We start from the raw sequence: 13,338 nt of genomic DNA on the forward strand, positions 1-13,338 counted from the left end.
AGGACTGAGGGCCGTGACCTGCGCAGGCGCCCACGAGCTGACCCTGGACGTCGCGGCCGGCGAACGTGTCGCCCTGAGCGGCCGGGACCAGGCGACAGCCACGGCGCTGCTGCGCGCGGTGGCCGGGCTGAACCCGGTGGGCGGCGGGCAGATCACGGTGGGCGGCCGGGGCAGCCGTACTCCCGCTGAGCGGGCGTGGCGTGCCAGGGCCTGCGCCTGGCTTCCCCGGCGCCCCGTCCGGGCCCGCTCGCAGGCGCGGGCGGCCGACGTACTGGCCCGCAGCGCCCACCCGGCAGCCGCGGCGTTCGCCGCTGGCCTGCTGGGCGTCGCGGAACTGACGAACCGTCCCCTGCACGGCCTCACGCCGGGCGAGATCCAGCGCCTGCACTGGGCCCGGGTGATCGGCTGTGTGACGGCAGGAGCCGGTGTGCTGCTGGCCGACGAGCCTGCCGAAGGACTGGAACCGGACGACCGCGAGGCTCTCGTACTCCTGCTCGCCGAACTGCCGGTGACCCTCCTGATGGCGACCGCGGACCCGGTGCTCACCGCCCTGTGCGACCGGCGGGTGGGTACGACGTCCGACCGCCCCGGTGCACCCCGTACACCCCTCGCGACTGGCGTCGGACCCAAGTCCCTTGCATCTGCGCCAAATTGACGGAACATCGCGGGAACTCCCCGGCTTCTTCACCCGACTACTACTGCGACACCGGCTCGTCAGCCGACCACAGCGGTAGTGGCCAGGAGGGGCCTGCATGACACCCGAGATAGAGAGCGCCTTCGCGGCGATCAGAAGCACGCATGGCGCGGACTCCGTCCAACGCGTGGAACAGATGCTGGAGCCCGGGGGAGGAGCGCGGCGCCACCCGCTCCAGAAGGGCGCCAAGTGGATCCTTCCGGGGCTGTCCCCGACGCCCTGGCACGACCCCCACGGCCATCCCGAACTGGCGCCGGTCGTCGAGGCGTTCGAAGCCGCTCATCCGGCGATCAAGGAGGAGCTGGGCGCGGCCTGGGCGGGGCACCGGGAGGCGTTCTCGGACTACGAGCACTACCTGACCCGCCAGCAGGACTGGCAGGCCCTCTACCTGTACCGGAACGGGGGACTGGTCGGGGAGTCCGCGGGAACGGCACCGACGGCGTACAAGATTCTCAAAGAGTTCGCCGTCGAGACGGACCTGATCTGCCCCCTCCTGGAATGCCATTTCTCCACCCTGCTGCCCGGGGCGGCCATCGCCCCGCATTGCGACCTGTGGAACTTCAGTATCAATCTTCATCTCGCTGTCGACATTCCGGACGGATGCAGTATCACGGTGGCCGGTGAAACCCGGTCCTGGCAGGAGGGGAAGTGCCTGCTCTTCGACTACTCCTTCGAGCACGAGGCGCGTAACGACGGCGAACGCCCGCGAACCTGCCTGCTCGTGGACCTGTGGCACCCGGAGACCACCGTTCCGGAACGGCAGGCGCTGACCGCGCTCATCACGGAAGTCAGGCGCCTCATGGGAAACGACTGACCGGCCGGAATTAAGGGGAAGATAAGCCATCCGGCAGCAGTACTGTCGGCTTTCCGTGCTGCCCAAAAATGCATTCAATACTCTCGGTCAAAGCCTTCCTTGCGGGCCATTTTCAAGCCGTGTCGCTGCTGTTATGGTGACTGAAAATGATCGGCCGATTCAATTTCGCGGCCTGAATTTCTTGTTGTTTCTCTATTTCGCTGATGAGTGAGGAGGAAGCCGACCGGTGCGAGCACGACTTTCCCTACTCGTTCTGGCGCTGGCCCAGCTGGTCATCGCGCTCGACTACAACATCGTCTACGTCGCCCTCCCCGAGATAGGCGCCGGACTCGGTTTCTCCCCGCACGACCTGCAGTGGGTGGTCAGCGCCTACGTCGTCACGACGGGCGGCTTCCTCCTGCTCGGTGGCCGCACGGCCGATCTGCTGGGCCGGCGTCGGACCTTCGTCGCCGCGGCGCTCGTCTACGCGGGGTCCTCGCTGGTGGGAGGCCTGTCCCAGTCGGCCGGCGTCCTCATCGCCGTCCGCGCGGCGCAGGGCATCGGCGGCTCGCTGCTCTTCCCGGCCACCCTGGCCCTGATCAACACGATCTACGAGGAGGGGCCCCACCGGAACCGGGCTCTCGCGGTATGGGGCGCGGCGGGGGCCGGCGGCCTGTGCTTCGGGTCGCTGCTGGGCGGGGTGCTCGTGGAGGCGTTCGGCTGGCCGTCGGTGTTCTTCGTCAACGTCCCCATCGCGGCGGCGCTGGCGTGGGCGGGCCTGCGGCTCTTCCCGGCGGACGGTCCGCGCAGCGGCACCCGCCGGTACGACGTCACCGGCGCGCTGGCCGCCACCGGTGGGATCACGCTCCTGGTGTTCCTCCTGGTGCACGCCCCCGAGGCAGGCTGGGACAGCCCGTCCGCCCTGCTCTGTGCCGCACTCGCGGTCGGCCTGCTGGCCGTCTTCGCCCTCGTCGAGACCCGTGTGCGCGACCCGTTGGTGCCGGCGCGACTGTTCGCCCACCGCGGGCTGCTCACGGCCATGGCGGTCACCGCCCTGTACAGCGCCACCTTCAGCTCGCTGCCTTATTTCCTGACCCTCTACTTCCAGAACGTGCGCGGCTACGGCGCGTTCGCGACCGGCCTCGCGTTCCTCGTCCCGGCCGTGGTGACCGCGCTGGGCACGCAGGCCGGTGAGCGGGCCGTCGCCCGCGTCGGAGTGCGCCGCATGCTGGTCGGCGGCATGGCGCTGGGTGCGGCGGGGGCCGCCGCCCTCGGTCTCGCGCTCACCGGGGAGGGCTCCTACGCCCTGCTGCTGCCGGGGATCGTGCTGCTGGGGCTCGGCCAGGGCGCCGCCTGGACCGGCATGTGGATCGTCGCCGCCTCCGGGATCGCAGCCGAGGACCAGGGCGTGGCCTCCGGCATGGCCTCCACCACGCTCCAGGTGGGCGGTGCGGTCGGCCTCGCCCTGCTGGTCGCCCTGTCATCGGGCGTCGGCCACGGCCCCCCGGACGATGCCTTGCTGACCGGTATCCGCGCCGCGGTGTTCGCCATCGCGGTCGGCCTCGGCTGCGGTGTGCTGCTCACCCTCATCCCGCGGAAAGCCGCGACCGCCGCCGCGTAGGCCCTCACCCCGCTCCCCTTCCCACCCCACGAGGAGAACAGCTGTGCCCAGCAACACCCCCAGCCCGCCGGGCCCGGCGGCCGTCCTGTGCGGACTGGCCGGATGGGTGCCGCCCCGTGTGGTCACCAACGACGAACTCGCCGCACGCCTGGACACCGACGACACCTGGATCCGCACGCGCACCGGGATCCGCAGCCGGCACATCGCCGAGCCGGGCCAGGCCACCTCCGACCTCGCCGTCGAGGCCGGTCGGCTCGCCCTGCGCTCGGCCGGTGGCGCCCCCGCCGACGCGGTGATCGTCACCACGACCACCCCGGACCGTCCCTGCCCCGCCACCGCGCCCGTGGTGGCCACCCGCCTCGGCCTCGCGGGGGCGGCGGCCTTCGACGTCGGGGCGGTGTGCACCGGGTTCGTGTACGGCCTCGCGACCGCCGCCGGGCTGATCGCCGCCGGTGTCGCCCGCCGGGTGCTGCTGATCGGCGCGGACACCTACTCCACCATCGTCGACCCGCTGGACCGCACCAACGCCATCATCTTCGGGGACGGCGCCGGAGCCGTCGTCCTGCGTGCCGGAGCGGCGGACGAGCCCGGCGCGGTCGGATACTTCGACCTCGGCAGCGACGGCGCCCACGAGGACCTGATCACGGTCGCCGCCGGAGGTTCCCGCCAGAGGTCCACCGGAGGCGAACCCACCCACGCCGAGCGGTACTTCGCGATGCGCGGCAAGGAGGTCTACCGGCACGCGGTGACCCGCATGGCCGCCTCGGCGCGGGCCACCCTGGAGCAGGCCGGCTGGAAGACCGACGACGTCGACCACTTCGTGCCCCACCAGGCCAACCTGCGCATCCTGCACTCCGTCGCCGACGACCTGGGCCTGCCGAGGGAGCGCTGCGTGGCCAACGTCGACGCCGTCGGCAACACCGGGGCCGCCTCCATTCCGCTCGCCCTGGCCGACGCCGCCACCCAGCGGCGGATCCGCCCCGGCGACCGCCTCCTTCTGACTGCCTTCGGCGGCGGCCTCACCTGGGGCTCCTGCCTGATGACCTGGCCCGAACTCCCCCCGCACCCTCACCCGCAATCGGAACGGACCACACCATGACCACCTACGAGCAGATCGTCGACGTCATCGTGAAGCTGCACTACGTCCCCGCCGACCTGATCCGCCCCGAGGCCACCCTCGGCGCACTGGACGTGGACTCCCTGACCACCGTCGAGATCAGCATCCGCATCGAACGCGACCTCGGCGTCACCGTCGGCGACGACGAACTCCAGCCCGACCTCACCCTCGGCGAGATCGCCGACCTGGTCGACTCCCGCCGCACCACCACCGTCTGAACCGAACGGAAGGACCGACAGCCATGCAGATCAAGGACCAGCCCGGGGCCGCGCTCGGCGTCACCGTCGAGGGCTTCGACCACACCACGGCCTCCGAAGCGGACATCCAGGCTCTCAAGGCGGCCGTCTACACGAAGAAGATCGCCGTCCTGAAGGGCCAGGACCTCACCCCCCAGCAGTTCCTCGCCCTCGGCAAGCGGCTGGGACGCCCCGAGGTCTACTACGAGCCGATGTACAAGCACCCGGACGTCCCGGAGATATTCGTCTCCTCCAACGTCCCCGAGAACGGCAAGCAGATAGGCGTGCCGAAGACCGGCAAGTTCTGGCACGCCGACTACCAGTTCATGCCCGACCCCTTCGGCATCACCCTCATATACCCCCAAGTGGTCCCCGAGAAGAACCGCGGCACCTACTTCATCGACATGGGCAAGGCGTACGAGAAGCTGCCGGCCGAGCTGAGGAAGGAGATCGCCGGGACGCGCTGCCGCCACTCGGTGCGCAAGTACTTCAAGATCCGCCCGCACGACGTCTACCGCCCGATCTCCGAGATCATCGAAGAGGTCGAGACGAAGACCCCGCCCGTCGTCCAGCCCACCACCTTCACCCACCCCATGACCGGCGAGACCGTCCTCTACATCAGTGAGGGCTTCACCGTCGGGATCGAGGACGCGGCCGGCAACCCGCTCGACGAGGAACTCCTCAAGCGCCTCTTCGAGGCCACCGGCCAGCTCGACGACTCCTTCGAGCACGAGGGCATCCACCTGCAGAGCTTCGAGAAGGGCGACCTGCTGGTCTGGGACAACCGCAGTCTCATCCACCGCGCCCGTCACACCACCACACCGGAGCCCACCGTCTCGCACCGCGTCACCGTCCACGACGAGCGCAGGCTCTACGACGGAATGCGCGCCGCATGACCGTGCCGACGACCGAGCGCGACGCCGCTCCGCCGCAGCGGTCGTATCCCACCGACGAGGAACTGCTGGCCCGGGTCCTGGTGCCCTACAAGCCGCACTGCACGTACCTGAAGTCGGCCGAGGTCACGGCGAATGCCGGACTCTCCCGCGCACAGGGCGCGTTCGCGATCGAGGAGTCCTGCTACATCGACGACACCGGCCATCTGAACTCGGTCGAGGTCAACATCGCCTACAACCAGTTGATGTACTACCTGGTCGCCAAGTCCGTGCAGGAGGGGCTGCTGACCGGGTTCGAGGACTGGACTCTCGACGACTTCTGGCGCCACCAGCTCCCGGACATCCTCATCGCCCGCTTCGCCTCGAACTTCCGGCGGCCCGTCAATCCCCGTGATTTCACGGGGGAGATGCAGTTCCGTTCGGTGACCCGGCGCGCTCCGGGCGGCGTCAGCCCCTTCCTCCACGCCCAGACCGTCTTCCGCTACCAGGACGCCCACGGCGGCCGGTGCGACGGCGAGGCGACCCTCGCATTCGTCAACGTCCCCTGACCCACCGGAGGCAGAGCTCATGGAGACATCCACGGCGCCGCAGTCGAAGGGCGCGAGGCTCCACCACCCCGAACTGAGCACCCTCGTCCACACCACCCGCTTCCACGCCGCCCGGCAGCCCGAGGCCGCCGCAGTGATCTGCGAGGACCGCACCCTGACCTACGCGGACCTGCACCACCACAGCAACCGCATGGCGCACGCCCTGCAAGCTGAGGGGCTCGGTGAGGGCGACCGGGTGGCCTACCTGGGCAAGGAGTCCGAGCACTACTACGAGGCCCTCTTCGCCTGCGCCAAGACCGGCACCGTGCTGGTCCCGGTCAACTGGCGCCTCACCGCCCCCGAGGTCAGCCACATCCTCCAGGACTCCTGCACCCGGCTGCTGTTCCTGGAGGACGAGTTCGCCCCGATCGTCGAGAACATGCCCACCGAGCCGCCCGAGAGCGTCGTACCGGTGAACGCGATAGCCACCTGGCGAGCCGAACACCCCGACAACGAAACGGAGTTCGAGCCGACCCCCGACACCCCGGTCGCCCAGCTCTACACCAGCGGAACCACCGGCCTGCCCAAGGGCGTCGTCCTCGCCCACCGCAGCTTCTTCGCGATCCGCGACGGCCTCGCGAGCGAGCAACTGGACTGGATCGACTGGCGGGCCGGTGACATCGCCCTGATCGGCATCCCCGGCTTCCACGTCGGCGGGCTGTGGTGGGCCACCCAGAACTTCAACGCCGGTACGACGGTGGTGGCGATGCGCGCCTTCGCCGCCCGGCAGGCCGTCGACCTCATCCGCGACCTCGGCATCACCACCGCCTGCGTGGTCCCGGCCATGCTGCGCATGATGCTCACCGAACCCGGGGTGAGCGCGAAGGACTTCACCACCCTGCGCAAGACCGTCTACGGCGGCTCCCCGATCTCCGAGGCGCTGCTGGAGGAGAGTCTCGCCGTCCTGGACTGCGAGTTCGCCCAGATCTACGGGCTGACCGAGACCGGCAACACCGCGGTCTGCCTGCCCCCGGCCGCCCATGTCCCGGGCGGGACTCTCATGCAGGCCGCCGGCCACCCCTACCCGGGCGTCACCGCCAAGGTGATCGACGACCAGGGCCGGGAACTGCCCCCGGGCGCGGTCGGCGAGGTCTGCCTGCACACCCCCGCGCGGATGATCGAGTACTGGGGCCTGCCCGACAAGACCGCCGAGACCCTCGTCGACGGCTGGATCCACACCGGGGACGCCGGCTTCCTCGACGAGGACGGCTACGTCTTCATCCGCGACCGCATCAAGGACGCCATCCTCGTCGCCGGCGAGAACGTCTACCCCGCCGAGATCGAGAACGTCCTGGAGCACCACCCCGGGGTGGGGGAGGCGGTCGTCGTCGGGATCCCCGACGAGCGGTGGGGCGAAAAGGTCCACGCCTTCGTCGTCCCCGCGGCAGGGGAACGGCCCAGCCCCCGGGACCTGCACACCTTCCTCGTCCCGCGCCTGGCCGCGTTCAAGCTGCCCGCGAGCTACGAGTTCACCGACCACGTCCCGCGCAACCCCAGCGGCAAGATCCTCCGCCGCGAGCTGCGCGACCGCTTCTGGAGCGACTCCGCGCGCAAGGTCAACTGACCGATCCGCCCCCGCCGTTGCCGTGTCGGCCGGCGGCGAGGGCAGTCCGGCGAGCCCCGGCACACCACCGGACGAGTCACTGAGAGAGAGCCCCTCATGCCCGAACCCCTCACCCTGGACAGCTTCCGCGCCGACCTCGCGGAGTGCCTGTTCCTGGAGCCCGGTGAAGTCGACCTGGAGGACAGCCCGCTGGACGCGGGGCTGGACTCGCTGCGCATCGTCACCCTGCTGGAACGCTGGCAGGCGGCCGGTGCGGAGGTGACCTTCGTCGAACTCGCCGAGCGCACCTCCTTCGCCCAGTGGTGGCAGCTGCTCACCGAGCGCACCCGGGGAGCCGACCATGCCGACGCCTGACCGCCACACCACGCCCGCGCACCATCCGCTGCTGGCCGCCCAGGAGGGCATCTGGGCCGGCCAGCAGCTCGACGCGGACAGCCCCGCCTACAACACCGCCGAGTACCTGCGCATCACCGGCCCCGTGGACCCGGCCGTCTTCGACCGGGCCCTGCACCACGTCGTCGCCGAGACCGAGGCCCTCAACGTCACCTTCGACACCGACGACCTCGGCCGCCCCCGGCAGACCACCACCCCGGCCGGCGACTGGCGCACCCACATCGCCGACCTCACGGACGACCCCGACCCTCAGGCGACGGCCCTGGCCTGGATGGACCAGGACATGGCCCGCCCCGTCGACCTCACCCGGGGCCCGGTCTTCGGCCACGCCCTGCTGCGCACCGGGCCGCAGGAGTTCCTCTGGTACCACCGCGTCCACCACATCGCCCTGGACGGCTTCGGCCTCTCCCTCGTGGCCCGGCGGGTGGCCGAGGTGTACAGCGCCCTCATGGCCGGGGACCCCGTACCGGACAGCGGCTTCGGCACCCTGGAGTCCGTCCGCGCCGAGGAAGCCGCCTACCGCGACTCCGCCCGCCACACCAAGGACCGGACCTACTGGAGCGACCGCTACGCCGACCACCCTCCCGTGGCCACCCCGGCCGGCCGCTCCGCGCTGCCCGCCCGCACCTTCCACCGGCACGTCACCGACCTCGACCCGTCCGCAGCAGACCGACTGCGCACGGTCGCCCGTGAACTGTCGGTCACCTGGTCCGAGGTACTCCTCGCGGTGACCGCAGCCCACCTCCACCGGCTCACCCGCGCACCGGAGATCGTCCTGAGCCTGCCCGCGATGGGCCGCCTGGGTTCGGTCTCCCTGCGGGTGCCCGCCATGGTGCGCAACATCCTGCCCCTGCGCATACCGGTCGCCCCCGACGACAGCCTCCGCGTCCTCGCCCCACGCCTTTCCCGCGAACTGCGCGCCGGACTGCCCCACCAGCGCTACCGCTACGAGCAGTTGCGCCGCGACCTGAAACTGGTGGGCGGCCAGCGCAGGCTGTCCGGGCCGGGCGTGAACATCATGCCGTTCGAGTACGGCCTGAAGTTCGCCGGGCATCCCAGCACCGTCCACAACGTGTCCGCGGGCCCCGTCGACGACCTGGCGGTCAATGTCTACGACCGCGGCGACGGCACCGGACTGCGCGTCGCCGCCGACGCCAACCCCGACCTGTACACCAAGACCGGGGCGGCCGCCTTCCAGGAAGGTCTGCTCGCCCTGCTGCAGGAGGCGCTGGCCGACCCGGACCGGCCGCTCGGCGGACCGCGGGCACACCAGCCCGTCCCCGTCCTGGACGGCGGCCCCCTGCCCAAGCCCGCCCGCCCGGTGCTGAGCCTGATCGCCGACCACGCGGCCCGCCGGGGCGGGGCCGTCGCCGTCGAGCACGACGGAGACACCCTGACCTACGCCCAACTCTTCGGCGCGGCACGGGACATCGCCCGCCGACTGGCAGCCCGGGGTGTCGGCCGGGGCGATGTGGTGGCGGTGGCCCTGCCCCGGGGGACCGACGCCGTCACCGCCGTCCTCGGCGTCCTGATGTCCGGCGCCGCCTACTGCCCCCTCGACCCGAAGGCGCCCGCCGACCGTGCGGCCCGCGTGCTGGCCGACACGGCTCCCGCGCTCGTCCTGACCACAGCGGACCGCGCGGCCAGCTTCCCGGACCACCCCGTACTCCCGCCGCACGAGCAGGCCCCGGTGTCCGCCGCCACTCCCGCACCGCCCGGACCCACGGATCTCGTGTACGTCCTGCACACCTCGGGCTCCACCGGCCGCCCCAAGGGTGTCGCGGTCGGGCACGGGGCGCTGGCCCACTTCGTCGCCGCGGCCACGCACCGCTACGGGCTGCGCCGCGAGGACCGTGTCCTGCAGTTCGCGCCGCTGCACTTCGACGCCAGTGTGGAGGAGATCTTCCTGACCCTGTGCGTCGGGGCCACCCTGGTGATCCGTACCGACGACATGACGGAGTCGGTGCCGCGGTTCCTCCGCGCCTGCGCACGGCTGCGGGTGAGCGTGCTCGATCTGCCCACCGCCTACTGGCACGAACTCGCCTACGCGGTCTCCACCGGCGCCGCGAACCTGCCCGAGGCGGTGCGGACCGTTGTCATCGGCGGTGAGGCGGCCCTGCCCGAACGGGTCGAGCGCTGGCGCAAGGCGGTCGGCACCTCGGTCGCGCTGCTGAACACCTACGGGCCGACCGAGGCCACCGTGGTCGCCACCGTCGCCGACCTGCACGCCCCCGCCCTCGCAGCCGGAGACGTCCCCATCGGCCTGCCTCTGCCCGGCACCCGCGCGGCGGTGGTCGACGGCGAGCTGTACCTGCTGGGCCCCACCCTCGCCGACGGATACCGGCCCGACGTGCCGGACAGCGCGCGCTTCGCCCCGCTCACCGCCCTGCCGGACGCCCCCCGGGCCTACCGCACCGGCGACCTCGTCCGCATCGGCGAGGACGGGCAACTGCGTTGTCTGGGCCGGGCCGACACCGAGTTCAAGATCAGCGGACACCGGGTCCAGCCCGCCGAGGTGGAGAGCGCCCTGCTCACCCATCCCGGGATCCGGGAGGCGGCCGTCGCCGGACAGGTCCTCCCGGACGGCACCCGGCGCCTGGCCGCATACCTGGTGGCCGAGGGCCCGGCACCGTCCGCCACCGACATCAGGGAGCACCTGCGGGCGAGGCTGCCCGCCGCGATGATCCCCTCCGCGGTCGAGTTCGTGGAGCGGTTGCCCCGTACCAGCTCGGGCAAGATCGACCGGGCGGCGCTCGCCGAGCCGCCCGAGCACCGGGCACCCACCGCCGGGAGCCCCCTGGAGCAGACCATCACCGGCGTCTGGCGGAGCCTTCTGGGCACCGGGACCGTGGCGGTCGACGACGACGTGTTCGACCTGGGCGCCCAGTCCCTCCAGGCGATCCAGGCCGCCAACCGGCTCGGCGTGGAACTCGGCCGGGACATCAAGGTCGCCTGGCTCTTCCAGCACCCCACCGCCGCGGCCCTGGCCCGCTTCCTCGCCGACACGGAACGGCCGAGCGCCGCCGACCCCGCCGGACTCCCGCCCGCCCTCCTGTCCGACACCCTGCTCGAACCGGGCATCCGGCCCGGCATCAGCCGCGCCGCCCGCGCCGCCCCCCGGCGCATCCTGCTCACCGGAGCCACCGGATTCGTGGGCGCGCACCTGCTGGCCCGACTGCTGGCCGACACGGGGGCCGAGATCGTCTGCACGGTACGGGCGGCCGACAGGCCGGAGGCAACCGCCCGCATCCACACGGCCCTCACCCGCCACGGCATCACACTCGACGAGCAGGCGTCGGCCCGCCTGACGGCCCTGCCCGCCGACCTCGCCCGCGCCGATCTAGGCCTGCCCCGGGAGACCCTGGCCGACCTCGCCGCGACCTGCGACGCGATCTTCCACAACGCCGCGACCGTCAGCATCATGCGCGACTACGCCACCCTGCGCGCCGCCAACACCGAGTCCACCCGGCAACTACTGCGCCTCGCCGCCGTCAACACCACGCCCCTGCACTACGTCTCCACCCTCTCCGTGGCCCCGCCCGCGAGCCACAGCCCCGAGGTGCCGGAGGCGTTCCTGCCGCCCCACGAAGGACTGCGCTACGGCTACCAGCAGTCCAAATGGGCCTCCGAACGGCTCCTGGAACAGGCGGCCGAACGCGGCCTGCCCGTCACCGTCCACCGCCTGGGCCGCGTGGTGGGACCGGCCGGCACGGGATACGTCAACGAGTCGGACTTCCTGTGGAGCGTGCTGCGCGCGGGCATCCCCGAAGGCATCGTCCCGGAGCTGTACGAGGACGAGATCTGGACTCCCGTTGACTTCGTCGCACGCTCTCTCGTCCACCTGTCCCTCAGCCCGGACACGACAGCCACCGGCCCGGTCTTCAACCACGCCACCCTGCCCCGCGTACGGCTCGCGGACGTCTACGACTGGGTACGGGAGTACGGCTATCCCGTACGCTCCCTGCCGCTGGCGCGCTGGCGTGAGCAACTGCCGGGCTCGGCCGACGTCGCGGCCACGACGCTCGCCTTCTTCGACTCTGCCCAGGACGGCTCCGCCGACCGCACCACCGAGACCGATCTGAGACTCGGGCACGTCCGCGCCGACCGGGTCCGCGCCGGCCTGGAGAGCAGCGGCATCACCTGCCCGCCCCTCGACCGCAGCCTGTTCTTCCGCTACCTGGACCACAGCGTAACGGCGGGGGTGCTGCCCGCCCCCGCCCGGCGGCGGGATACCCGTTCCGAGGTGGCCGCGAAATAGTCGGCAACTGCCGGGAACTCACACGCACTTCGCCCCGACTACTGCAACAGAACCCGCCAGCCCATGAGTACACCCCTCACGCAAGGAGCCCGCATGCCGATCAACCGGCCGGTCGCCACCGCTCTGGCCGCAGCACTGTGTCTGCTCACGGCGGCATGCGGCGGCTCGTCGTCCAACGACAAGGCGAGCGACACGACGACCGAGGCCGCGGCTTCGAAGACCGGCTACCCGGTCACCCTCGACAACTGCGGCCAGAAGGAGACCTTCAAGAAGGCCCCCAGCCGGGTCGTCGTCATGAACGGCGCCTCCGTCGCCGAAGTCTCCACGCTCCTCGCCCTTGGCCTCGGCGACAAGATCGTCGCCAACCAGCAGACCTACGGCATGTCCGAGGTCGCGGGCCGCGCCGCCGCCATCAAGAAGCTGCCCACCGGCGACGTCAAACTCAACGACGCCTACGACATCCCCCGCGAGGCCATGCTCGGCCTGCGCCCGGACCTGGTGCTCTCCACCACCTCGTACGGCTTCGATGAGAAGAACGGCTTCGCCACCCGCGACCAGCTCAAGGACGTCGGCGCGAACAGCTACGTCTCCCCGCAGGGCTGCGACCAGGACACCTCGAAGATGACCGTCGCCGACAGCTACCAGCTGCTGCGCGACATGGGCAAGGTCTTCAACGTCAGTGACAGGGCGGAGAAGCTGATCGCCGCCTCGGAGAAGAGCATCGCGTCCGTCTCGGCCAAGGTGAAGGGTGAGAAGCAGCCCAAGGTCATGGTGCTGTTCTCCAACATGTCCATGGGCGGCAACGACTTCAGCTCCGTCGTCGCCAAGGGCATCTACAACGACATCCTCGCCAAGGCCGGCGGTTCCAACGCCTTCGAGAACGCGTCAAAGACGTCCTTCGCCGACCTGAGCAAGGAGAAGGTCGCTGCGACCGATGTCGACGCCCTCGTCGTGATCGCCTACAACGACCCGAACCCGGCGGCGTACGCCAAGAAGCTGCTGAAGGAGTTCCCCCAGTGGCCGGCCGCCAAGAAGAACGCGTACGTGACGCTGTCCGACTCGATGTACCTCGGCCCGAGCAACGACCTGGCCGTGGAGAAGATCGCCGAGATGCTGCACCCCGACAAGGTCTGAGCCGCCCGTTGCCCGCGGACGCCTCACCAGCCAAGGAGACACGAAGCC

The 13,338-nt window shown here is 71.0% G+C and carries 11 protein-coding genes; all 11 read left to right on the plus strand.

Features of this window, described 5'->3' with window-relative positions; genetic code table 11:
• The first annotated feature begins 13 nt into the window (after positions 1–13).
• The 11 genes from U5640_RS32000 (at position 14) to U5640_RS32050 (ending at position 13,290) form a co-directional block, all read left to right on the plus strand.
• Entirely contained in the window at positions 14–655 is a 642-nt protein-coding gene (locus U5640_RS32000) for an ATP-binding cassette domain-containing protein (RefSeq protein ID WP_340380256.1), read from the plus strand.
• A gap of 97 nt (positions 656–752) precedes the next feature.
• Positions 753–1,508 carry an aspartyl/asparaginyl beta-hydroxylase domain-containing protein gene (locus U5640_RS32005; protein ID WP_340380258.1) on the plus strand — a complete coding sequence of 252 codons (756 nt, stop codon included), beginning with the start codon at positions 753–755 and terminating at the stop codon, positions 1,506–1,508.
• A gap of 226 nt (positions 1,509–1,734) precedes the next feature.
• Positions 1,735–3,108 carry an MFS transporter gene (locus tag U5640_RS32010; RefSeq protein WP_340380260.1) on the plus strand — a complete coding sequence of 458 codons (1,374 nt, stop codon included), beginning with the start codon at positions 1,735–1,737 and terminating at the stop codon, positions 3,106–3,108.
• A 43-nt stretch (positions 3,109–3,151) separates the two neighbouring features.
• Positions 3,152–4,207, plus strand: a complete 1,056-nt coding sequence (locus U5640_RS32015) for a beta-ketoacyl-ACP synthase III (RefSeq protein WP_340380262.1) — start codon at positions 3,152–3,154, stop codon at positions 4,205–4,207.
• Entirely contained in the window at positions 4,204–4,443 is a 240-nt protein-coding gene (locus U5640_RS32020; protein WP_340380264.1) for an acyl carrier protein, read from the plus strand. The genes U5640_RS32015 and U5640_RS32020 overlap by 4 nt, the downstream gene beginning before the upstream one ends.
• 23 nt (positions 4,444–4,466) lie before the next feature.
• Positions 4,467–5,357 carry a TauD/TfdA family dioxygenase gene (locus U5640_RS32025; protein WP_340380266.1) on the plus strand — a complete coding sequence of 297 codons (891 nt, stop codon included), beginning with the start codon at positions 4,467–4,469 and terminating at the stop codon, positions 5,355–5,357.
• A complete protein-coding gene (locus tag U5640_RS32030) occupies positions 5,354–5,902 on the plus strand; it encodes an FcoT family thioesterase (protein WP_340380268.1) in 549 nt (182 codons plus the stop codon). Before U5640_RS32025 ends, U5640_RS32030 begins: the two co-directional genes overlap by 4 nt.
• Positions 5,903–5,921: 19 nt before the next feature.
• Complete coding sequence (locus U5640_RS32035; RefSeq protein ID WP_340380270.1) at positions 5,922–7,505, plus strand: long-chain-fatty-acid--CoA ligase; 1,584 nt, start codon at positions 5,922–5,924, stop codon at positions 7,503–7,505.
• 96 nt (positions 7,506–7,601) lie between these two features.
• On the plus strand, positions 7,602–7,859 hold the full coding sequence (locus U5640_RS32040) for a phosphopantetheine-binding protein (protein WP_191854117.1): 258 nt from the start codon (positions 7,602–7,604) through the stop codon (positions 7,857–7,859).
• Positions 7,846–12,156, plus strand: coding sequence for an amino acid adenylation domain-containing protein (locus U5640_RS32045; RefSeq protein WP_340380278.1), 4,311 nt, complete (start codon positions 7,846–7,848; stop codon positions 12,154–12,156). Before U5640_RS32040 ends, U5640_RS32045 begins: the two co-directional genes overlap by 14 nt.
• Before the next feature lie 93 nt (positions 12,157–12,249).
• Complete coding sequence (locus U5640_RS32050) at positions 12,250–13,290, plus strand: ABC transporter substrate-binding protein (protein WP_340380280.1); 1,041 nt, start codon at positions 12,250–12,252, stop codon at positions 13,288–13,290.
• Positions 13,291–13,338: the final 48 nt, after the last annotated feature.

Source organism: Streptomyces sp. SS7, assembly GCF_037993025.1.
Taxonomy (GTDB): Bacteria; Actinomycetota; Actinomycetes; order Streptomycetales; family Streptomycetaceae; genus Streptomyces.